The sequence below is a fragment of the Caulobacter sp. ErkDOM-E genome (assembly GCF_048541895.1).
Lineage (GTDB): Bacteria > Pseudomonadota > Alphaproteobacteria > Caulobacterales > Caulobacteraceae > Caulobacter.
The window spans coordinates 3,582,782-3,603,849 of record NZ_CP183331.1 but is presented as its reverse complement, the minus strand read 5'-3'; the positions used below and the strand labels follow the sequence as shown (position 1 = coordinate 3,603,849).

Sequence of the window (21,068 nt, the reverse complement as noted above, 5' to 3'; positions counted from 1 at the left end):
ACCGGCCGGGAGCGGCTCGCCGCTCCCGGCCGCCCTCTAGCGCGCGCTTGTCGGCGCGCGTTCCTCACCTACCCTGCGCTGGGGCGGGCCTTCGCGGGCCCGCCCCTTTTTTCGTCAGGATCAGTCGCGCCGCGACAGATGCAGAATGAAGCCGGTCTGGGGATGCAGGCGGGGGAGTTGCAGGCCAACGGCCATCAAGGTGCGACCATCAAGCTCCACGCCTTCGACAAGCGCCTGGGTCAGGGCCGAGCTCGCGGGCGGCGCGGATGGCCACACCAGCTTGACCGCGTAGCGCGCCTCGGCGTCCAGGCTCGCCAGGCGCAGCCGTCCGGCGAAATAGGCGTCCTGTTCTCGGATCAGCGTGTAGGCGAACACCGCTTCTGAGCCGTCCTGGGCAACGATGCCGAACGCAGTCTCGTTGGCGGGCCGGTCGAGCCGGTGAAGGTCGCCGGAATGGATCAGGCCTCTCAGCTGCTTGTAGAGCGCCACGCCCTGGGCCAACTCGGTGCGCTCGCCAGGCGTCAGCGCCAGCAGGTTCGCCTCGATGCCGAAATGACCGAACAACGCGGTCGAGACCCGCGTCGCCATCGACACGCGGCGACCGGTGATGTGGCAGTCGGTCGGCCCGACATGGGCGCCCATCAGTTCGGCGGGAATGAACAGCGACGCCCCCTTCTGGATCGACAGGCGGTCCAGCGCGTCATTGCTATCGGAGGTCCAGATCCGGTCGGTGCGCTCCAGGATCCCGAAGTCGGCGCGCCCACCGCCCGAGGCGCAGCTTTCGATCTCGACCTTCGGATGGGCGGCGCGCAGACGGTCGAGCACGGCGTAGAGGCCCGCGACGTGGGCATGCGCCCCGGCGCTGCCGTCGGCCCCGCCGGGATGGCTTACGTCGCGGTTCATGTCCCATTTCAGATAGGCGATCGGGTGCTCGGTCAGCAGCGCATCGATCCGCCCGTAGAGATAGTCGCGCACCTCGGGTCGTCCGAAATCCAGCACCAGCTGGTTGCGGAACGACAGCTGCGGCGCGGGCGCACAGCCCAGAACCCATTCGGGATGGGCGCGATAGAGATCGCTGTCAGGATTGACCATTTCCGGTTCGACCCACAGGCCAAACTCCATGCCGGCGGCCAAGACGCGGTCGACCAGGGGCTTGAGGCCCTGCGGATAGACGCTCTCGTCGACGAACCAGTCGCCCAGGCCGGCGGTGTCGTCGCGGCGGCCCTTGAACCATCCGTCGTCCAGCACGAAGCGCTCGGCGCCGATCGCGGCGGCCGACTCGACCAGCTGGAGCAGCCGCTCCTGGTCATGGTCGAAATAGACGGCCTCCCAAGTATTGTAGTGCACCGGGCGCGGCTTGGCCCGCAGGCGCTGATGCTGGGGCCGGGCGCGCACCCAGGCGTGATAGGCCTGCGACATGCCACTGAGCCCGGCGTCGGAATAGGCGGCATAGAGCGCGGGGCTGACATAGTCGGCTCCGGGGCCCAGGCGGATCTCGCCCGGCATGAACAGCTCGCCCATCTGCACATAGGCGCGGGCGTCCGACAGGGTCTCGGCGACGATGCGATGATTGCCGCTGGCGCCAAGGTGGAAGCCATAGACCTCGCCCACGGCTTCGCCGCAGGGGGCGCATTCGACGATCAGGCCGGGGAAGGCATCATGGGAGCTGCGGCCGCGGCGGTTCTCGCGCACCGTGGACCCTTGCCCCAGTGGGGTGCGGCGCATTTGGAACTCGCCCGACCACCGGCCATCCAGATTGATCAGATGGCTTGCCGACGGCGGCAGAGGCAGGGTCGGCGCGGCGCAGGCGTCGATCGTCAGGGCGGCGTCACCCTCGTTGACGATCCGGGTCGATGCAACCAGCACGTCCTGGTCGGGACGCAGTTCCAGTCGGTGCGTCAGGACGATGGCGTTGTGGTCGTCGCGCGACACGATCTCGACCGCGGACGGGTTGATCCAGTCGATGCGATCAATGCGGGTGAAGGTGGCCCAGGCCTGGCCCTCGCGATGCGCCAGCAGACCCGGCGCGCCCGGAAACCCCTGCCCCAGCAGGGGCGTCAGGGCCAGGGGCGCGGCGACGGCCGGCGAACAGGGCGCCGCGGCGCGCGATGCCATCAGCACCAGCGACATCGGATCCAGACCGGCCGCAAGCCTCGCGCCCCAGTGCAGGACGATCGGCGCATCACCTCGGCAATCGACGATCAGGGTTGTCGTCTTGCCATCGAGTCGAACGAAGGGCGGGGAGCTGGACATCGGCAAACCCTGGAAAACGTGAAACGAAGGCGCGTCTTGGGAAAGGTCTGAGTTGACGCTTTCATTTTGTAGGATAAATGAGATGCAAGAGAAAGACGTCTGTGAAACCGGTCGTTACAATGTGCGGATAGGTTTTGGCGTCCCTCGTGACGCCTAGGCCGTGGTGACGATCGATGTCGCGAAAAGCGACGCGTCGGGAGTGAGACATGCTGGGCGTTTGCTACTATCCGGAACAATGGCCGACCAGCCTTTGGCGCGAAGATGCGCGCAAGATGAAGGCGCTGGGCCTGACCTATGTCCGGATCGGCGAGTTCGCCTGGTCGCGCTTTGAGCCGGAGCCCGGCGTCTACGACTTTGCCTGGTTCGACGAGATCGTTGCGATCCTGACGGAGGCCGGGCTCAAGGTCGTCATCGGCACCCCGACCGCCACGCCGCCCAAGTGGCTGATCGACCTGCACCCCGACATCCTGCCCGTCGATCCCGTGACCGGCCGCGTGCGCGGCTTCGGATCGCGCCGTCACTACGACTTTTCGAGCGAGACCTATCTGCGCGAGTGCGAACGGATCGTCCTGGCCCTGGCCGAGCGCTATGGCCAACATCCCGGCGTCGCGGGCTGGCAGACCGACAACGAACTGAGCTGCCACGACACGACCCTGAGCGCCTCCCCGGCCGCGAAGGCGGCGTTCCAGGCCTGGTGCGCCGACCACTATGCCGACGTCGATGCGCTGAACACGGCATGGGGCAATGTCTTCTGGTCGATGGAGTATCGCAGCTTCGACGAAATCGAACTGCCGGTCGGGGCCGTCACCGAGACCAGCCCGGCCCATCGCCTGGCCTATCGCCGCTTCTCGTCGGACCAAGTGGTGCGTTTCCACGACGCCCAGGTGAAGATCCTTCGCGCCCATTCTCCCGGCCGTTTTGTCACCCACAACTTCATCCCGATGAACGAGACCGGCGTCGACAACCACGCCGTGGCCGCCGATCTCGACTTTGCCAGCTACGACAATTACCCGCTAGGCCGCACCGACCTGCTGATGGCGCAGGAGTCGGCCGAGGTCTTCGCGCCCTACATGCGGACCGGCCATCCGGATTTCGGCACCTTCTTCTTCGACCAGACCCGGGGGCTGGCCCCCGGCGCCTTCTGGATCATGGAGCAGCAGCCCGGGCCGGTGAACTGGGCCAACCACAATCCCCGCCCCGCGCCGGGCATGGTGCGGCTGTGGACGTTGGAGGCCTTCGCTCACGGCGCCGGAGTGGTCAGCTATTTCCGCTGGCGGCAGGCCCCGTTCGCCCAGGAGCAGATGCACGCGGGCCTGCTGCGCCCCGACAGCAGCCAGGCTGCGGCCTGGCCGGAAGTCGAGGCGGTTGGGCGCGACCTTGCGATCCTGGATCTCGACCAGCATGCCACCGCGACCGCCAAGGTGGCGCTGATGGTCGACGTTCAAGCTCAGTGGCTGGGAGAGATCGAGCGTCAAGCGCTCAGCTACGACTATACCCAGATCCTGCTGGACCATTATCGCGCCCTTCGGGCCTTGGGCGTGGACGTCGATTTCGTGGCGCCAGACGGCGACGTCTCGGCCTATGCTCTGGTGGTCATCCCGTCGCTGGCGATGCCGACCGCCGAGACGATCGCGCGCCTGAAAGCCAGTTCGGCGATCGTGATGTTCGGGCCCCGCTCGGGCGCCAAGACCGACGACCTGACCATCCCCGACGGCCTGCCGCCCGGCCCGCTGCGCGATCTGCTGCCGATCCGGGTGCTGTCGGTCGAGACCCTGCGGCCCGACTGCCCCGCCGAGCTGGTCTGGAACGACGGGCGCTATCCCAGCACCATCTGGCGCGAGGAACTCGAATTGACCGGTGAGGCCGAGGTGCTGGCGCGTCATGACGACGGCGGCCCTGCCATCGTCCGCGCGGGCAAGGCGATCTATGTCGGCAGCGTCAGTGATCGGCGCTTCCTGACCGACTTTCTCGAGAGCCTGTGCGTCGAGGCCGGGGTCGCGGTCCAGCGCCTGCCCCGCGATGTCCGCCTGCGTCGTCGCGGAGACCTGACCTTCGCCTTCAACTATGGGGACCAGCCGATCGCCGCCCCCGCCCCGCCGAACGCCCGGTTCATCCTCGGCGCCCAAACCATCGCCCCGCGTGACCTTGCGGTCTGGAAGGATCCGGCATGAACCGCCTTTGCATGCTCGCCGTCGGCCTGTTCCTGATCGCGCCCGGCGCGGTTCAGGCGCGCCAGGCGCTCGCCGATGGCCCGCAGCTGTCTCTCCCTGGGGCCTATTCTGTCGGTGTGCAGACCTTGACCCTGACCCATGCCGACCAGCCCGACCTGCTGGGCAGTGACCTGGCCAAGGGCGTCATCGCACGGTCCGATCGGGTTCTGCCCGTCACGGTCTGGTATCCGGCGACCAAGCCCGCTGCCGGCGCTCCCGTAGTGCGCTACACTCAACCTGGCGCCACGCCCGCCGCGCCGGCTGTCTTCTACAAGACCGGCACGGCCCAGGCCGACGCCAAGCCGGTGCGCGGCCAACACTTCCCGCTCGTCATCCTGTCCCACGGCTATCGTAACTGGGCGACCAGCTTCAGCGACCTGGCCGAAAATCTCGCGTCCAAGGGCTATGTTGTCGCCTCCATCGAGCACCGTGATCTCGAGCCCTCGACGCTGCCGATGCCACAGCTGTCGTTCGCGTCCGTCCTGATCACCCGGGTCGCCGACCAGCGCTTCGTCATCGCAGAGCTGGCGCGGCAAGCTGACAAGGGTCCGCTCAAGGACGTCTACGACCCTGAACAGGTCGCGCTGATCGGCTATTCGATGGGCGGCTTTGGTGCGCTGACGACGATGGGCGCGGGGCTGGACGCCGAGGGGGCGCTTTACAAGCTGGTTCCCTTCGACCTGCTCAAGCCCTTCACGACCCAGGACCCGAGCTTCGCATCAGGCGTGCCCAAGGGCGTAAAGGCCATGGTCGCATTCGCGCCGTGGGGCGGGTCGCCACCGCTGCGCGCCTGGAGCGCCGGGGGGCTGACTAGTGTGACCACGCCGTCCCTGTTTATCGTCGGCGACCAGGACGATGTCAGCGGCTACGACCAGGGCGTCGCCTGGCTCTATGCTGGCCTGACCGGAGCGGATCGCCGTCTGCTGGTTTACGAAAACGCTCGCCACAATGTCGCGCTGGACGGCGCCACCGAAGCCAAGGCGGGCAAGTTCCAGGCCCTCGAACGTCACGAAGAGCCGGTCTGGCGGCGCGACCGCATTCTGGCGATCAACCGCCACTTCATCACGGCCTTCCTCGACGCCCAGCTCAAGAACGACAAGGCCCACGGAGCCCTTCTGAACGTGCCGACCCCGCGGGCCTCCGACGGAGTCTGGCCTTTGGCGCCGGGCGCTTCAGCAGCCGATCGCTTCGCCGGTCCCGACGACGGGGCCACGGTGAGCTACTGGCCCGGATTCCAGCGCCGATGGGCGCTGGGCCTACGCCTGCGCCACGACCCGGTGGGCGCGCCCAATCCTCAATAGGCCATCGGCGATACCGATGACTGGCCGATAACGAAAACAACGGAAACGCCCAAGCCATGCACCTGCAAATGACGCAAGCCTGGATCGCGATGGGGCTTACCGCCCTGATCGGCCTGATCACCTATCTGAAATGCCGGGGGCAGGGGCGCGGCGCTGAGGGCGGCAACAGGGAGTTCTTCCTGGCGGGGGGCGGTCTGTCCTGGATCTTCGTCGCCGGTTCAATCACGATCACCAATCTCAGCACCGACCAACTGGTGGGAATGAACGGCAACCAGATGGCCCTGCTGGTCTGGTGGGAGCTGTCGGCCGTCGTCGGTCTCAGCATCCTGGCCTGGGTGTTCCTGCCCATCTACTATCGGAACAACTGCACGACGGTCACCGAGCTTCTGGAGAAGAAATACGGTCACGCCGGCATCCGTTCGACGATCGCCACCATCTTTCTGGTCGGCAACCTCGTCATCTATCAGCCGATCACGCTCTACACCGGCGCGCTGATGATGAAGTCCATGTTCGGGCTGGAGATCCCGATCATCGTGCTGGCCGCCGTCTTCGCCGTCGCCGGCTCGCTCTACGCAATCTTCGGCGGGCTGCGCGCCGTGGCCGTGACCGACACCTACAGCGGCATACTCCTGCTCGCGATGTGCATGCTGGTGGTCTTCCTGTCGTTGCAGGCTATCGGCTTCGACTTCAGCGGCATCCCGCCCGAGCGCCTGAGCTTGATCGGCGGCAATGACTCCCCGATCCCATGGCACACCCTTCTGACCGGGATGATCTTCATCCAGATGTTCTACTGGTCGACCAACCAGACGATCACCCAGCGCGCCATGGCCGCGCCGAACCTGAAGGAAGCCCAGAAAGGCGTGTTCGCCGCAACCGTCGTTCGCCTGCTGATTGTCCCGCCGATGGTGGTGATCCCCGGCATCGTCTCCTACAAGCTGTTCGGGCATCTGGGCGATGCGGCCTATGGCAAGATCGTCTGGCACGTTCTGCCCAACTGGATGTCGGGCATCTTCGCTGCGGCCATCGCCTCGGCGGTGGTGGCCCACTTCGCCAGCGTGCTGAACTCTTCGGCGGCGCTCTATGTCTGCGACATCCATGAAAAGTACATCGACCCCAAGCCCAATGTGCCGCGCCTAAGCATGTGGGCCAGCATCGGTTTCGTGCTGCTGTCGCTGCTGCTGGTGCCGGTCTATGACGACGCCGAGAGCATCATCAACCTGGTGCAGAAGTTGAACGGCCTGACCAGCATGCCTGTGCTGTCGGTATTCATCGTTGGCCTGCTGTTCCGCAATGTCGACGCCCGCGCGGCGATCGCCGGTCTGGTGTTCGGCGTGTGCCTCTATGCGATCTTCAGCTTCGGCTGGGCGCCCCTGCACTACATCCACATGATGTTCATCACCCTTTGGACGACGGTCGCCTTCTCGCTGACCCTCAACCGCTGGGTCTTCGGCAGAAAGGCCGAGTTCATCTTCGCTCGCAAGGCAGCCGCCGCCTGAGGCCCGCCGACGGACGCGCGTTCAGCAAGCCTCTCGGAAGATAGTGAGACGATGACCACGGATATCCTTCATGACCTCGTGGTCATCGGCGGCGGCGTCAATGGCTGTGGCGTGGCCCGAGACGCGGCCGGGCGCGGCGCCGCAGTGGTGCTGTTCGAGCAGGGCGACCTGGCGGGCGCGACCTCGTCGGCCTCGACCAAGTTGATCCACGGCGGCCTGCGCTATCTTGAGCAATACAAGTTCCGGCTGGTCAGAGAGTCGCTGATGGAGCGCGAGGTGTTGTGGGCAATAGCCCCCCACCTCATCCAGCCGCTGCGGTTTATCCTGCCGCATCACAAGGGCCTGCGGCCCCGCTGGATGCTGCGCGTGGGCCTCTTCCTGTATGACCATCTGGGTGGCCGTAAGCGGCTGCCCGCGACCCGCAGCCTTGACCTGCGACGCGATCCGGCCGGCGCGCCGCTGGATCCGCGCTTCACCCATGCCTTCGAATACTCCGACTGCTGGGTCGATGACGCCCGCCTCGTCGCCCTCAATGCGTTGGACGCCGCCGAGCGCGGCGCGACGATCCATACGGGCGCGCGGGTCATCGCGGTCGATCGCTTGGCGGATCATTGGCGCGTCACGGCGACGACGGCGGCAGGCGAAACAATCACCGTCAGCGCTCGCGCCCTCGTCAACGCCGCCGGCCCCTGGGTCGAGCGGCTGGTCGGACTTTCGGGCCTGACGGCGCCGGCCGGCGTGCGGCTGGTGCGAGGCAGTCACATCGTCACGCGCAAGCTGTTCGACCACGACAGGGCCTACATCTTCCAGAACGGCGACGGCCGGATCATCTTTGCCATCCCCTATGAGCACGACTTCACCCTGATCGGCACCACCGACGCGGACCATCACGGCGATCCCAAGGACGTCACCGCCACCGACGAGGAGGTCGCCTACCTCTGCGCGGCGGCCAGCGAGTATTTCAAGGCTCCGATCCAGCCCGCCGACGTCGTCTGGCGCTACGCCGGCGTCCGCCCGTTGCTGGACGACGGCGCCTCCGATGCCCAGGAAGCCACGCGCGACTATGTGCTGAGCCTCGACGCCCCCAAGGGCGCCCCGCCGGGCCTCAGCGTGTTTGGCGGCAAGATCACAACCTATCGCCGGCTGAGCGAGGCGGTTCTGAATGAGATCGGGCCCCACATGGGCGTCGACTTGGGTCCGGCCTGGACCCGCGCGTCACCCCTGCCGGGCGGCGACCTGTCGGGCCAGGACCTGGACGCGTTCATCGCCGGTCTCGCCAGGCCCTATCCCTTCCTGAAGCCGCTTACGCTCCGTCGGATGGCCAAGGCCTATGGCTCGCGGATCACCGATATGCTCGGCGACGCCAGCAGCCTTGCGGACCTCGGTCAGCATTTCGGGGCCGATCTCTACGAGCGCGAAGTGCGCTACCTGATCGCCGTCGAGTGGGCTCGCAAGGCCGAGGACGTTCTGTGGCGCAGGAGCAAGCTGGGACTTCGCCTCGACGCCGATCAGACGGCTGGGCTCGATCTGTTCATGCGGACCGCCAGCAACCTCTGACCATGACCAAGCCTATTCTCGTCATCGATCAGGGCACCACCTCGTCGCGCGCCATCCTGTTCTCGCCTCGGCTCGAGATCATCGCCACGGCGCAGCGCGAGTTTCCCCAGCATTTCCCGGGCTCGGGATGGGTCGAGCATGACCCGGAGGATCTCTGGTCTTCGGTGCTGGAGGTCGCCCGCGAGGTGCTGGCCAAGACCGGAACAGCGCCGGATGCGGTCTCGGCCATCGGCCTGACCAACCAGCGCGAGACCGTGGTGATCTGGGACCGGGCCACCGGCTTGCCGATCCACAACGCCATTGTCTGGCAGGACCGCCGCACAGCCGACCTCTGCGAGCGCCTGCGCGCCGACGGGCGCGAGCCGGAGATCGCCAGGCGGTCGGGCCTTCTGATTGATCCCTATTTCTCGGCGACAAAGATTGCCTGGATCCTCGACAACGTGCCCGGCGCGCGCGCGCGCGCCGAGGCCGGCGAACTGGCCTGCGGCACGGTCGATAGCTTTCTGCTCTGGCGGCTGACGGGTGGGGCGGTGCACGCCACCGACGCCACCAACGCCTCGCGCACCCAGCTCCTGAACATCCATACGGGCGTCTGGGACGAGACCTTGCTGGCGCTTTTCCACGTCCCGGCCGCGCTCCTGCCTGAGGTTCGCGACAGCGCCGGCGACTTTGGCGAAACCCTGCCCCACTTGCTGGGCGCCGCGATCCCGATCCGAGGTGTGGCGGGCGACCAACAAGCCGCGCTGGTGGGACAGGCCTGCTTCTTGCCGGGCATGGTCAAGGCGACCTACGGCACGGGATGCTTTGTCCTGCTCAATACCGGCCAGCGTCCAGTGGTGTCGCGCCATCGCTTGCTGACGACCATCGCCTACCAACTGGATGGCCAGCGAACCTATGCGCTGGAGGGGTCGATCTTCATTGCGGGGGCCGCGCTGCAGTGGCTGCGCGACGGGCTGGGTGTGCTCGCCAAGGCCGAGAACGCCGACGCGATGGCCAGCCAGGCCGCTGCCGATCCGGGGCTCTACATGGTGCCGGCCTTCGTCGGCCTGGCTGCACCCGACTGGCGGCCGGACGCGCGCGGCGCGATCTTCGGCCTGACCCGCGCCACCGGTCCCAACGACCTGGTCCGCGCTGCGCTGGAGAGCGTGTGCTTTCAGACCCGAGACCTGATTGAGGCCATGGTCGCCGAGGATGCCCATGCGGCGTGGTCGATCCGGTTGCGTGTCGACGGCGGCATGAGCGCCTCGGACTGGATGCTGCAGTACCTCGCCGACATCCTCGACAAGACGATCGATCGGCCGCAAGTCCGTGAGGCGACCGCCCTTGGCGCGGCTTGGCTGGCCCGACGTGGGTCTGATGACGCGCTGGCGAGCGAAGATTTCTGGCGACTGGACCGCACCTTCTCGCGCCGGATGGACAAGGCCGCCGGCGCGGCCCGGATCCAGGGCTGGCGCCGCGCCGTCGCCGCCGTCATCTCGCTGACCGAACCCCAGCCCTAGAGGCCTGGGCTATGGCTTGGCCAGACGACCGTCGTCGACTTCAAGAACGACGCCGTTGACGAACCGGGCGTCATCCGAAGCCAGGCCGATGCCGCTCAAGTCGCCGGTAACCACGACTCCGCAATCGTGAACCGTCTGCCCGCAGTCACCACTCGCGGAAGCTGCCGTCTTGGCCCCGCCAGATCGGGTTGCGCCACGAAGGCGCGTCCTTGGCCGCTTCGCGCACCATGTCTTCGTCGATCTCGACGCCAAGGCCCGGGCCTTGCAGAGCGGCGACCATGCCGTCGCGCACCTCGAACACCTCGGGGTTGCGCATGTAGCTGAGCAGGTCGTGTCCGACGTTGTAGTGGATGCCCAGGGACATCTCCTGGATCACGAAGTTGGGCGTGGTCAGGGCCAGCTGCATGCAGGCCGCCAAGGCCATGGGCCCCAGCGGGCAGTGCGGCGCCACGCCCACGTCATAGGCCTCGGCCATGGCGGCGATACGCTTGCACTCGGAAAGGCCACCCGCGTGGCTCAGGTCAGGCTGGATCACGTCCACGGCCGCCGCTTCCAGGAAGGGCTTGAAATCCCAGCGGCTGTAGAGCCGTTCCCCAAGGGCGATCGGCAGGCTGGTCAGGCGCGACAGCTGGACGATGGCCTCGACATTCTCCGAGAGCAACGGCTCCTCGATGAACAGCGGCCGCAGCGGCTCTAGCGCCGCGATCAGTTGCTTGGCCATCGGCTTGTGCAGGCGGCCGTGGAAGTCCACCGCCACATCAAGGCCCTGCGCCTTGACTGCGGCCACGCGCTCCAGCGCGTCATCGAACGCTTGCGCGCTGTCGAGCCACCCCATCTCGCCGGTGGCGTTCATCTTTACGGCCTTAAAGCCTTGGGCCAGTCGGGCCTGGGCCGCCTCGACGACCTCGTCGGGACGATCGCCGCCGATCCAGGCATAGACCGGAACCCGGTCGCGAACGCGACCGCCAAGCAGTTGCCAGACGGGCACGCCCAGGCGTCGCCCTTTGAGGTCCCACAGCGCCTGATCCAGGCCCGACAGGGCCGACATCAGCACCGGTCCGCCACGGTAGAAACCGCCGCGATAGGCCACCTGCCAGATGTCCTCGATATTGTCGGCATCGGCGCCGATGAAGCGCTCGCGCAGCGAAGCGAAGGCGCCATCCACGGCTTCGGCGTGCCCCTCGAGGCTCGCCTCCCCCCAGCCTACGGCGCCGTCCTGGGTCTCGACCCGGACGAACAGCCAGCGCGGGGGCACGATGAACGTCTCGATCCGCGCGATCCTGGTCGGCCCCGCGCCGACACTGAGCTCTCCGAATCGTTCAGCCGTCATCGACGATCCGCCGAGTATCTGGCGCAGCGCGGGCAAGACCGCATCGGATGGCTCCCAATAAAGCAGCGCCCAGCGTTCGCCGGGTTACATCAGCCTAGCTATGTCGAGCGTCGCCTGATCGTCAAACTGTTTATCATATTAATCTTTAAATATGGACGCATTGCCAGGAGGAAGCGTAGCCCGGGTCGCCGCGAATGAAAGCGATATCGGCTTGCTTGGCGGCGATAGCCGAACTCCAACCGTTCGAGCGGCGGGGCGCTTTGCGGCATGGCGGGTTCGCGCACCGGTGTGCTCGAGGCCCCCAGTCTCGCCTGCCTTAGAGATCGCGACCTGCCGATCGTGGCCTTGAGCGGCGAGGCCTGCGTCCTGGCGGGGCTGCGCATGGTCGCCGCTGCGAATTCTTGACTGGTCAAGCTCTTGGCGCAGGGCAACTATCTGTTGCGAGCTCCAGCCAAATTTGACAGCAGTGATTCCATGAAAGCTAACGACCCGCTGGAATCCCGCTCGGCGTTAGGGCGCAACCTGACCTTCGGTCTTCTGGACGTGTTGGGGCGCATGATCGTCACGGGAGCCTATGACGGCCGGCCGTTCCCGATCGAGGCCGAGCTTTCCAAGGAACACGCCGTCAGCCGTTCCGTAACGCGCGAGGCGGTCAAGATGCTGGCCGCCAAGGGCCTGCTGACCGCACGTCCCCGGCAAGGCACCATCATCACCCCGCCATCGGCCTGGAACTGGTTCGACACTGACGTGCTGCGCTGGTTGCTGGAGCGGAAGTTCTCGCTGAGCCTGCTGCGCCAGTTCACCGAACTGCGACTGAGCATCGAGCCCGGCGCCGCTGCGCTGGCGGCTCAGGCTGCCAGTCCCTCGGGCCGGGAGTTGATTAGGCTCGGATATACCCGGATGGAGGCGGCCGAAGCTGGCTTCGACAATCCGCTCAGTTCTGACATCGCCTTCCACATCGCGATTCTGGAAGCCTCTGGAAATCCGTTCTACGCTCAGTTCCGCGACGTCGTGGCCACGGCTTTGCAGACCTCCATCCAGTTCACCAATCGCTACCGGGGACGCAGCGCGAGCCTGCCGGCGCACAAGGCTGTAATGGACGCGATCATGGCGCACGATGCCGCCACCGCGGCCGAGACCATGCGAGAACTCATCGCCGACGTCATGGACCTCATCAAAGAGGCGATAGCGGAACAGCCCTAAATTGGGGTTCGGCCGACACGGAGGGCCGGAGATCGCCGGGGGCGGTCATACCCGCCAGCTGGGCCTCGCGAGGGCTCCTGCCGGTCCAGCGTTTGAAGGCGCGGGAGAAGGCGGCAGGTTCGGAGAAGCCGACGAGGTAGGCGGTCTCGTTGACCGAGGCTCTGGCGCCGGTGAGGTAGCGCAGCGCCATGCGGTGGCGCAGGGCGTCAAGCACCTGTTCGTAGGTGGCGTCCTCGGCCTTGAGCTTGCGGAACAGGGTCTGGCGGCTGAAGCCCATGGCGCGAGCCACGGCGTCGGCGCCGACTTCGCCGGCGTGCAGCAGCGGAAGCAGCACGGCCTCGACTCGGCCGCGGACGGTCTTCTGGTCCTCGAGCTCCTGCAGCAGGCCGTCGGCGCACCGGGTCAGGACGCCAAACACGTAGCGCGGCTGAAGCGCCACCGGCCAGGTCGTGATGCGCGGGTCGAGCCGCAGGGCGTTCCAGCCGCTGGAGAAGGTCACCGGGCACTGGAAAATGCGGTCGTACTCGGCGCTCCAGGCCGGAGCCGGGTGGGTAAACTGCACCTCCAGCACGTGCGGCTCGGGCAGGAAGCGGCGCGGGCCGCAGACCAGCCGGGCGAAGGCCCCTTCGGTCAGTTCGGGGAAAGCGTTGGGATCAGCGCGCGTGTCGACCATCCACAGCTGGCCATCGCGCCCGGTCAGCGCGAAGCGCGGCCCGTCGCTGAGTCCTTCGGTCTCCAGAGTCAGCCGGCCGAAGCGCTGCATCTGGGCGAAGGCTTCACCCATGGTGGCCGAGGCGTTCATGATCAGCCCGACGATCGACATCTCCGCCAGGTCGACAGCCTCGCCGAAATGCAGCGCCAACGCCGGATCGCCGCAGAGGTCCTGGGCCGCGCGCATCAGGGCCACATAGGTCTCGAACGCCAGGCGGCCGTCGGGGTCCTCCAGGTCGGCGGGGTTCAGGCCGGCCCGGGCCAGAAGCGCCGCGCGATCAGCGCCCCGCTGGACGGCGAAGGCGATCAGGCCGGCGGCGAGTCCTGCTGACGTGGTCAGGTGCGACATCGGCGCGGCCCCTAGTGTTACGAACGATCATGCGCGCGCTACGCTCGATCATGGCGCCCGCCGGGCTAATCGACAAGAAAGGGGGCCATGACACTCCGGTTTCCTGTCTCACCCGTCCTGTTCGCCGTCGCCGCCGCGCTGCTGCCTTCGATCGCCCTGGCGGAAAATCTGGAGGCCCGGCCCGGCGATCCAGCCTGGATGCATCTGGGGGCCAACGCCCTGCTGTGGGCTCACATCACCGGCGGCGCGATCGGCATGGTCACCGGCGTGGTCGCCCTGGCCGCGCGCAAGGGCCAGCGGGTCCACCGCGCGGCGGGATCGGTGTTCTTTGCGGCGATGTTCGCGGCCTATGCCATCGGCGCGGGGGTGGCGCCGTTCCTTGAGACCGGGCAGCGGCCCAACTTCGTTGCCGGCGTCCTGGCGCTGTACCTTCTGATCAGTGGCGCTATGGCGGCCCGCCAGCGGGAGGTGAAGGCCGGCGCGCCGGAGGTCATCGGGCTGGTCATCGCCCTTACCATCACCGCCGCTGGCGTGATCTTCATGCGGATGGGCGCGGCCAGCCCCAGCGGCACTGTGGACGGCTCGCCGCCGCAGGCCTTCTTCCTGTTTACGATCGCCGGGGCCTTCGCGGCCGCGGGTGAAGTGCATGTGCTCCTGCGCAAGCAGCTGTCCAGGGTCTCGCGGATTGCGCGGCACCTGTGGCGGATGTGCTTTTCGCTGTTCATCGCCTCGGGGTCGTTCTTCCTCGGGCAGCAGCAGGTGTTTCCCGAGGCCCTGCAGGACTCGGCTCTGCTGTACGTTGTCGCCCTGTCGCCGCTGCCGATCATGCTGTTCTGGCTGGGCAAGGTCCGCTTCGACGACTGGCGGCGGCGGCGGGTGAAGGCGGCTGTCGCGCCCGGTTAGGACGCGGCCCTGCGGACGACTGCGCCGGGGTGAGCGCCTGTGGCGCGACCATCCTGGAACACCAGCACGCCATTGACCCAGACCTTGGCGACCCCTGTGGCCAGGGCGTTGGGATGGGCGATGTCGGAGCGGTCGGCGACGGTCGCCGGATCCAGCAGCACCAGGTCGGCGAAAGCGCCCGGGATGAGGGTCCCACGTTCGGCGATGCCCAGTTGGGCGGCTGTCTGGGCGGTCATCTTGTGGACGGCCCGTTCCAGGGTCAGGGCCTGCTTCTCGCGCACATAGACCCGCAGGATCCGGGCAAAGGCCCCGAAGCCGCGCGGATGCAGGCCGTGGGTCATGCCGTCCGAACAGATCACCGCATGGTCCCAGCCGATGAAGGCGTCGATATCGGCCTCAGTCATGGCCGTGCCGATCACCGCGTCGACCCGATCAACCTCGGGATGGGCCAGATGATAGGCCTCCGACTGGCGGGTCAGGGCCAGATAGGTCTCGGCGGGATCGGCCTGCCGTTCGGCGGCGATGTCGGCGATGGTCTTGCCGACCAGCGACGGGTCGGGCGCGAACACCGCCAGCCGCATGCCGGCCGGGGTGGTCAGCTTGGTCAGGGCGAAGCGGGCGGCGGCCAGGTCATTGAAGTCGCGCTCCGGCAGCAGCACCGCCAGATTGCTCTGCCAGTATTCGTAGGGATAGACGTCGGCGGTGATGTCCACGCCCTGGGCGCGGGCGGCGTCCAGCTTGGCTAGGATCTGCTGCGCCTGGCCCCAGCGGTCGACGATGGCGATCTTCAGGTGCGAGATCTGGACCGGCAGTTTGGCCTCGCGGCCGATGGCGATGATCTCGTCGATCGCCGCGTCCAGCTTTACGTCCTCGCTACGCAGGTGGCTGATATAGCGGCCGTGGCCGGCGGCGGCGGTCTTGGCCAGCGCCATGACCTCGTCCGGGGTCGAGAAGATGCCGGGGTCGTATTCTAGCCCCGTCGACAAGCCCAGCGAGCCGGCCTGGAGGTCCGAGGTCAGGTCGGCCTGCATCGCCGCGATCTCGGCGGGGGTCGCGGCGCGCTTGTAGTCCGATCCCATGGCCCGCTCGCGCAGGGAGCCGTGGCCGGTGTAGGAGGCGACATTGATGGCCAGTGGGGCCTTTTCCAGGCCGGCGAAATAGGTCTTCAGCGGAAAGGACGACTCGCCGTCCTCGCCCACGACGATGGTGGTCACCCCCTGGGCGGTGAGGGGGGTCATGTCGGGGGTCTGCTCGGCCTGGCGGTCATGATGGCTGTGGGCGTCGATGAAGCCTGGCGCCAAGACCAGACCCTTGGCGTCCACCACCGTATCGCCCGGCTTTCGCGCCAGCTTGCCGACGGCGACTATGCGGTCGCCGTCCAGGCGAACGCTGACCGCTCGCGATGGCGCGCCCGTGCCGTCCACCACGCGGGCGCCGACGATCAGGGTCGAGGCCAGGGCTGCGGAGCTCATCAGCAGGGACAGGCCCAGGGCGATGGAAAGGCGGTGCAGGTTGCGGGTCATGTCTCGGCCTTCCAAAGTTCGGCGTTCAGAATAGAGCGCTCCGGCGAGGGTTTTCGCCGTTTCCCGCCGCGCCGACGGCAGGATCGCAGGGACCCCACTGTGATCGCGACCTTACCCGACGCGCGGTTTGCGCTAAGCAGGGCGGCGACATCAGCAAGGATCCCGGGATGACCGCGAACGACCCGCGCAAGGACATCGACCGCATCGATATCAAGATCCTGGCCCTGCTGCACAGGCAAGGGCGGGTGACCAAGGCGGCGATGGGCGAGGCGGTCGGCCTGTCGGCGTCGCGCTGCTGGGAGCGGATGAAGAAGCTGGAAAAGGCCAAGATCATTCGCGGCTATCACGCCGAGGTCGATCTGGGCCGGCTGGCCAAGCTCTCGACCTTCGTGGTGCAGATCAAGCTCACCGACTTTTCCTACGCCAAGGCCAAGACCTTCGAGACCGGCATAGCGGCCCATCCGAATATCGTCTCCTGCCAGGCTGTGCTGGGCGATGTCGACTATCTGATCACCGTCGCGGCCTTCGGCATCGAGCATTATCAGACCATCATGGAGGGGTTGCTCGACACCTTGGCCGTCCCCTTCGACTATGTGACCTTTCCCGTGACCAAGAAGCTGAAGGGCGAGGCGGGGCTGGATCTCGCGAAGCTGCTGGCCACGGTCGAGGACCTCGACGACTAGCCCCACAGGGCCGCCGCGGGGGGGCGCAGGATCGCGTCGCGATAGCCGAAGCCGTGCTCGATGTCGGTCACCAGCTGGATCGGGCAGTCCAGGTCGACGATCTCGCAGTCCTGGGCCACCAGCAGGCCCGGCGCGATGCCCAGCGAGGTGCCCTCCATGCAGCCGATCATCAGCCTAAGGCCCCGGGCGCGGGCCGCTTCGGTCAAGGCCAGCGCCTCGGTCAGGCCGCCGCACTTGTCCAGCTTGATGTTGCAGAAGGCGTAGCGTCCGACGATCCGGTCGAGATCGGCGCGGTCGTCGAACGACTCGTCGGCGCAGAGCGGCACCTCGCCCCGATAGTCCAGCAGGGCGTCGTCCTGTCCGACGGGCAGGGGCTGTTCCACCAGTTCGACCCCCAGGGCCGAAAGGCGGGGGGCGTAGACGTTGAGCTGATCCAGGGTCCAGCCCTGGTTGGCGTCTGCGATCAGGCGGGCGCGGGGCGCGGCGGCGCGGATCGCCTCCAGCCGCTCCAGGTCAAGGGCATCGCCCAGCTTCACCTTCAGGCAGGGGAAGTCAGGGGCCCAGCGCGCGGCCTTGGCGGCCATGGCGGCGGGGGTATCCATGCCCAGGGTGACGAAGGTTTCGATGGGACGCAGCGGCGCCAGACCGGCCCGCACCGCGACAGGAACGCCGGTCAGCTTGGCCTCGAGGTCCCACAGCGCGCAATCGACGGCGTTGCGCGCGCCGCCACGCGGCAGGCGGGCGGCGATGCATGCGCGGTCCAAAAGCATGCCGGCTTCAAACTCGACCGCCAGGGCCTGCACCTGCAACAGCATCGTCTGAGGCGTGTCGCCCAGATAGTCGACCCCAGCGGCCTCGCCCCGTCCGATCGCGCCGCGCGCCGCGATCTCGACGTGAAGCACATTGGCCTCGGTATAGACGTGGCGGGCGATGACGAAGGGCTCGGTCAGGGCGTGCGCCTCGACCCGCGCGGTCAGGCGCATCAGGCGGCGTCCGAGCGCGCTTCCGCCGTCAGCAGCAGGCCATCGACGATGGCCGCCACGCCGGTCCGCACGGGGTCGCAGCACGGCAGGCCTAGGGCGGTCTCCGTCTCGCGCAGATAGTCGGCGGCCGCCTGGGGCGTCAGGCGCGAGGTGTTGATGCAGATCCCGGCCATGCGAACGGCGGGATTGGTCAGGGACGCCAGGCGCAGGTTCAGGGCGATGGCCTCGGCCAGGGACGGCGTGGGGAAGGTCTCCAGCCCGTCGATGGCGGTGCGGGTGGCGTCGTGGCACAGCACCAGAGCGTCCGGCTGGCTGCCGTGCAGCAGCCCCAGGGTCACGCCGGCATAGGCTGGATGGAACAGCGAGCCCTGGCCCTCGATGACGTCCCAGTGGTCGGGCGCGGCGGCGGGGCTCAGTTGCTCGGCGGCGCCGGCGACGAAGTCGGAGATGATGGCGTCGATGGGCGCGCCGGATCCCGCGATGAAGATACCGGTCTGGCCGGTGGCCCGGAAGTCGGCGTCGGCGCCGCGCGCCTTGAGCTCTTTCGTGATGGCCAGCGCCGCGTACATCTTGCCCACGGCGCAGTCGGTGCCGACGGTCAGCAGGCGCAGGCCGGCGCGCTTTTCGCCTGTTCCGACCACGCAGAACTCCGGCGACGGCTCGCGCGCCTCGATCAGCCGGCGGCCCAGGCGCTCGGCGGTCTCGCGCACCTTGGGCAGGCTGGCCATGCGGGTATGCAGGCCCGAGACAAGATCCAGCCCCGCCTCCAGCGCCTCGATCAGGACGGCCTCCCAATGGGGCGGGATATAGCCGCCGGCATTGGCCACGCCCAGCAGCAGCGAGCGGGCGCCGGCCGCGTGGGCGGCCCTGGGCGTCATGTCGGGCAGGCCCAGATCGGCCTCGCAGCCGGGCAGGCGAAGCTGGCCGACGCAGGCGTCGGGACGCCAGTGGGCGACGCCCGAGGCGGTCTTGGCGCTGACCCGGTCCACGTCTCCGAGGAACATCAGGCAGGGATAGGGCAGTTCCACGACAGCACCTCGTTGTAGACGTCGTCAGTTGGGTTCGAGACCGATTGTCCCCGCCGCAGCGGGGAGGATCAGTCGCCGGAGGTCGGGTGAAACGGCCGGGCGGCCGGTGAGCGGGGCAGGATCACCGAAGCCAGAGCGTGTCGCACCCCGGCCAAGGCCTGGATCCGGTCGACGGTCCGCTCGAGGTCCACGGTCCGCCCGGCCTCGACCACGGCCACCAGGTCATAGTCGCCGGTGATCTGATGCAGGGCGGTCAGCTCGCTCATCTCGGCCAGCCGCGCGCCGACGTCGGCGGCGTCGCGCGGCGCGACCTGGATCATCACATGGGCTCGCAGGGCGGCGTCTCCGCGGTCGGCGGCGACGCCCAGGAAGGCCGGACTTGCGATCTCGACGGCGATCAAGGCTGAACTCCCTCACTCTTCGCGGAGAGTTTAGTTTGGGAGTGGCCTCGAAAAACGCCGTGTTTGGGTTATGTCACGAGAGAAACGCTCGCCGGCGCGCCCTTAGCGCAGGATCTTGGTCGCCAGCAGGATCGAGGAGGTCGTCCGTTCGACCCCGTCCAGGGCGCCGATGCGGTCGATCAGGGCGTTCAGCTCGGTGACCGTCTCGGCCTCGATCAGGGCGATCAGGTCGTACTCGCCGCTGATGGCGTGCAGGGCCGACAGCTCGGCGATGGCCGCCAGTTCGTCCTCCGTGATCTTGGCCAGTTTCAGCTGGACCTTGATCATCACCTGGGCGCGGATCAACCGGCGGTCATAGTCGCTGCCCAGGCGTACGGTGTAGCCTTGGATGACGCCATCCTGCTCCAGACGGCTCAGCCGGGCATAGACATTGGCCCGCGTCAGTCCAAGGTCGGCGGCCAGCTTGGTGACCGGCTGACGCGAGTCCTCGCGCAGCATCGCCAGAAACTTGCGGTCGACCTCGGCGAGGTTCTGGTCGTCCGACTTCATCGGCCCCTCCCTGAGTCTGTCCCGACCATCAGTCTCATTTCGGTGAAGGCTCTTTGGTGTAGATCGCGGTGCGCGGCGTCGGCAGGGCCGACGAGATCGCGCCCCGATACATGCCCAGATCGTTCATGCCGAACGCCGGGCGGCCCTGGCTGTCCATGGCGATCAGACCGCCGTCGCCGCCGATCTTCGTGATCGAGGCCATGGTCTGGTCGGCTGCGGTCTGAACATCCTCGCCCTTCCAGGCGATGCGGTCGCAAACCTGGCGGGCGGCGGTCTCGCGGATGAAGTACTCTCCCGACCCCGTGGCCGAGACCGCGCAGACGCCGTCGCGGGCATAGGTGCCGGCCCCAATGATCGGCGTATCGCCGACCCGCGCCCACCGCTTTCCGGTCATGCCGCCCGTCGAGGTGGCGGCCGCGATATGTCCGGCCTGGTCCAGCGCCACCGCGCCGACAGTGCCGAACAGGTGAGTGGGATCCAGCACGGCGTGGTGGTCCTTGCGCCAGGCTTCCAGCTGCTTCCAGCGCTCCTCGGTACGGAAATAGCCGGGATCGACCTGCTCCAGGCCCTGCTCTTTCGAGAACTGGTCGGCGCCTTCGCGCGTCAGCATAACGTGCGGGGACTTCTCCATCACCGCGCGAGCCAGGCTGATCGGGTTTTTGGTGCGCGTGACTCCGGCCACCGCGCCGGCCTTCAGGGTGGCGCCGTCCATGATCGAGGCGTCCAGCTCGTTCTTGCCCTCGGCGGTGAAGACCGCGCCCTTGCCGGCGTTGAACAGCGGATTGTCTTCCAGCGTCCGCACCACCGTCTCGACCGCGTCCAGGCTTGAGCCCCCGGACTTCAGCACCTTGGCGCCGGCCTCTAGAGCGGCGTCCAGGCCGGCGCGGTAGGCCTTTTCCTTCTCAGGCGTCATGGCGCTGCTCTCCAGCACGCCGGATCCCCCGTGAACGGCCAGAGACCACTTGCTCTCGGCTGCCATGACCGGCGCCGAGGCCGCGCACAGGGCCAGGATCGACAGGCTGAGCGAGCGGATCTTGGAAGGTGTCATCGCAACTCTCTTGGACAGGCCGGAGGCGGGTTCCGGCGGAA

The 21,068-nt window shown here is 67.5% G+C and carries 17 protein-coding genes and 1 pseudogene; 9 read left to right on the top strand and 9 right to left on the bottom strand.

Annotated features, from left to right (window positions below; all coding sequences use genetic code 11):
• Positions 1–120 precede the first annotated feature (120 nt).
• Positions 121–2,253: an alpha-galactosidase gene (locus ACN2C7_RS17575; protein ID WP_419318725.1), complete on the bottom strand. Its 2,133-nt coding sequence runs from the start codon at positions 2,251–2,253 to the stop codon at positions 121–123.
• A gap of 206 nt (positions 2,254–2,459) precedes the next feature.
• Between ACN2C7_RS17575 and ACN2C7_RS17570 the strand changes: the two genes are divergently transcribed.
• The 5 genes from ACN2C7_RS17570 to glpK are packed head-to-tail and all read left to right on the top strand — an operon-like array spanning position 2,460 to position 10,316.
• The gene (locus tag ACN2C7_RS17570) at positions 2,460–4,424 is read left to right on the top strand and encodes a beta-galactosidase (protein ID WP_419318723.1); all 1,965 of its coding nucleotides are present in this window, start codon (positions 2,460–2,462) and stop codon (positions 4,422–4,424) included.
• Positions 4,421–5,764, top strand: a complete 1,344-nt coding sequence (locus ACN2C7_RS17565; protein WP_419318721.1) for an alpha/beta hydrolase family protein — start codon at positions 4,421–4,423, stop codon at positions 5,762–5,764. The genes ACN2C7_RS17570 and ACN2C7_RS17565 overlap by 4 nt, the downstream gene beginning before the upstream one ends.
• Before the next feature lie 56 nt (positions 5,765–5,820).
• Positions 5,821–7,260 (top strand): SLC5 family protein, encoded by a 1,440-nt coding sequence (locus ACN2C7_RS17560; protein ID WP_419318719.1) that lies wholly within the window; start codon positions 5,821–5,823, stop codon positions 7,258–7,260.
• 51 nt (positions 7,261–7,311) lie between these two features.
• A complete protein-coding gene (gene glpD, locus ACN2C7_RS17555; RefSeq protein WP_419318717.1) occupies positions 7,312–8,817 on the top strand; it encodes a glycerol-3-phosphate dehydrogenase in 1,506 nt (501 codons plus the stop codon).
• A 2-nt stretch (positions 8,818–8,819) separates the two neighbouring features.
• Entirely contained in the window at positions 8,820–10,316 is a 1,497-nt protein-coding gene (gene glpK / locus ACN2C7_RS17550; RefSeq protein WP_419318715.1) for a glycerol kinase GlpK, read from the top strand.
• Positions 10,317–10,461: 145 nt separating this feature from the next.
• Here the strand turns inward: glpK and dgoD are convergent, their stop codons facing one another.
• Positions 10,462–11,646: a galactonate dehydratase gene (gene dgoD, locus ACN2C7_RS17545; protein WP_419318713.1), complete on the bottom strand. Its 1,185-nt coding sequence runs from the start codon at positions 11,644–11,646 to the stop codon at positions 10,462–10,464.
• Positions 11,647–11,913: 267 nt separating this feature from the next.
• Between dgoD and ACN2C7_RS17540 the strand changes: the two genes are divergently transcribed.
• Positions 11,914–12,051 (top strand): hypothetical protein, encoded by a 138-nt coding sequence (locus tag ACN2C7_RS17540; RefSeq protein ID WP_419318711.1) that lies wholly within the window; start codon positions 11,914–11,916, stop codon positions 12,049–12,051.
• 69 nt (positions 12,052–12,120) lie between these two features.
• A complete protein-coding gene (locus ACN2C7_RS17535; protein WP_419318709.1) occupies positions 12,121–12,849 on the top strand; it encodes a FadR/GntR family transcriptional regulator in 729 nt (242 codons plus the stop codon).
• A gap of 58 nt (positions 12,850–12,907) precedes the next feature.
• Here ACN2C7_RS17535 and ACN2C7_RS17530 read toward each other — a convergent pair.
• Positions 12,908–13,909, bottom strand: a pseudogene (locus ACN2C7_RS17530) (AraC family transcriptional regulator); the annotation flags it as partial.
• An 87-nt stretch (positions 13,910–13,996) separates the two neighbouring features.
• On the opposite strand from ACN2C7_RS17530, the gene ACN2C7_RS17525 reads away from it, so the two are divergent.
• Positions 13,997–14,812, top strand: coding sequence for a hypothetical protein (locus tag ACN2C7_RS17525; RefSeq protein ID WP_419318707.1), 816 nt, complete (start codon positions 13,997–13,999; stop codon positions 14,810–14,812).
• On the opposite strand, the gene ACN2C7_RS17520 is transcribed toward ACN2C7_RS17525, so the two are convergent.
• On the bottom strand, positions 14,809–16,335 hold the full coding sequence (locus tag ACN2C7_RS17520) for an N-acyl-D-amino-acid deacylase family protein (protein ID WP_419318705.1): 1,527 nt from the start codon (positions 16,333–16,335) through the stop codon (positions 14,809–14,811). The genes ACN2C7_RS17525 and ACN2C7_RS17520 overlap by 4 nt on opposite strands.
• A gap of 167 nt (positions 16,336–16,502) precedes the next feature.
• On the opposite strand from ACN2C7_RS17520, the gene ACN2C7_RS17515 reads away from it, so the two are divergent.
• Complete coding sequence (locus ACN2C7_RS17515; RefSeq protein WP_419318703.1) at positions 16,503–17,018, top strand: Lrp/AsnC family transcriptional regulator; 516 nt, start codon at positions 16,503–16,505, stop codon at positions 17,016–17,018.
• Here ACN2C7_RS17515 and ACN2C7_RS17510 read toward each other — a convergent pair.
• The 5 genes from ACN2C7_RS17510 to ACN2C7_RS17490 all read right to left on the bottom strand — a co-directional run bounded on the left by ACN2C7_RS17510 (position 17,015) and on the right by ACN2C7_RS17490 (position 21,027).
• Positions 17,015–18,001, bottom strand: a complete 987-nt coding sequence (locus ACN2C7_RS17510; protein WP_419318701.1) for a dipeptide epimerase — start codon at positions 17,999–18,001, stop codon at positions 17,015–17,017. The two genes, ACN2C7_RS17515 and ACN2C7_RS17510, sit on opposite strands and share 4 nt — an antisense overlap.
• On the bottom strand, positions 18,001–19,029 hold the full coding sequence (locus tag ACN2C7_RS17505) for a DUF1611 domain-containing protein (protein ID WP_419318699.1): 1,029 nt from the start codon (positions 19,027–19,029) through the stop codon (positions 18,001–18,003). The genes ACN2C7_RS17510 and ACN2C7_RS17505 overlap by 1 nt, the downstream gene beginning before the upstream one ends.
• Before the next feature lie 68 nt (positions 19,030–19,097).
• Complete coding sequence (locus ACN2C7_RS17500; RefSeq protein WP_419318697.1) at positions 19,098–19,430, bottom strand: Lrp/AsnC family transcriptional regulator; 333 nt, start codon at positions 19,428–19,430, stop codon at positions 19,098–19,100.
• 102 nt (positions 19,431–19,532) lie between these two features.
• Positions 19,533–19,979, bottom strand: coding sequence for an Lrp/AsnC family transcriptional regulator (locus tag ACN2C7_RS17495; protein WP_419318695.1), 447 nt, complete (start codon positions 19,977–19,979; stop codon positions 19,533–19,535).
• A 34-nt stretch (positions 19,980–20,013) separates the two neighbouring features.
• Complete coding sequence (locus tag ACN2C7_RS17490) at positions 20,014–21,027, bottom strand: isoaspartyl peptidase/L-asparaginase family protein (protein WP_419318693.1); 1,014 nt, start codon at positions 21,025–21,027, stop codon at positions 20,014–20,016.
• Positions 21,028–21,068: the final 41 nt, after the last annotated feature.

What these genes read in the sequence shown, in the direction of transcription:
- ACN2C7_RS17575 (WP_419318725.1), bottom strand. Translation starts at nt 2,253, where the DNA reads ATGTCCAGCTCCCCGCCCTTCGTTCGACTCGATGGCAAGACGACAACC.
- ACN2C7_RS17570 (WP_419318723.1), top strand. Translation starts at nt 2,460, where the DNA reads ATGCTGGGCGTTTGCTACTATCCGGAACAATGGCCGACCAGCCTTTGG.
- ACN2C7_RS17565 (WP_419318721.1), top strand. Translation starts at nt 4,421, where the DNA reads ATGAACCGCCTTTGCATGCTCGCCGTCGGCCTGTTCCTGATCGCGCCC.
- ACN2C7_RS17560 (WP_419318719.1), top strand. Translation starts at nt 5,821, where the DNA reads ATGCACCTGCAAATGACGCAAGCCTGGATCGCGATGGGGCTTACCGCC.
- glpD (WP_419318717.1), top strand. Translation starts at nt 7,312, where the DNA reads ATGACCACGGATATCCTTCATGACCTCGTGGTCATCGGCGGCGGCGTC.
- glpK (WP_419318715.1), top strand. Translation starts at nt 8,820, where the DNA reads ATGACCAAGCCTATTCTCGTCATCGATCAGGGCACCACCTCGTCGCGC.
- dgoD (WP_419318713.1), bottom strand. Translation starts at nt 11,646, where the DNA reads ATGACGGCTGAACGATTCGGAGAGCTCAGTGTCGGCGCGGGGCCGACC.
- ACN2C7_RS17540 (WP_419318711.1), top strand. Translation starts at nt 11,914, where the DNA reads ATGGCGGGTTCGCGCACCGGTGTGCTCGAGGCCCCCAGTCTCGCCTGC.
- ACN2C7_RS17535 (WP_419318709.1), top strand. Translation starts at nt 12,121, where the DNA reads ATGAAAGCTAACGACCCGCTGGAATCCCGCTCGGCGTTAGGGCGCAAC.
- ACN2C7_RS17525 (WP_419318707.1), top strand. Translation starts at nt 13,997, where the DNA reads ATGACACTCCGGTTTCCTGTCTCACCCGTCCTGTTCGCCGTCGCCGCC.
- ACN2C7_RS17520 (WP_419318705.1), bottom strand. Translation starts at nt 16,335, where the DNA reads ATGACCCGCAACCTGCACCGCCTTTCCATCGCCCTGGGCCTGTCCCTG.
- ACN2C7_RS17515 (WP_419318703.1), top strand. Translation starts at nt 16,503, where the DNA reads ATGACCGCGAACGACCCGCGCAAGGACATCGACCGCATCGATATCAAG.
- ACN2C7_RS17510 (WP_419318701.1), bottom strand. Translation starts at nt 18,001, where the DNA reads ATGCGCCTGACCGCGCGGGTCGAGGCGCACGCCCTGACCGAGCCCTTC.
- ACN2C7_RS17495 (WP_419318695.1), bottom strand. Translation starts at nt 19,979, where the DNA reads ATGAAGTCGGACGACCAGAACCTCGCCGAGGTCGACCGCAAGTTTCTG.
- ACN2C7_RS17490 (WP_419318693.1), bottom strand. Translation starts at nt 21,027, where the DNA reads ATGACACCTTCCAAGATCCGCTCGCTCAGCCTGTCGATCCTGGCCCTG.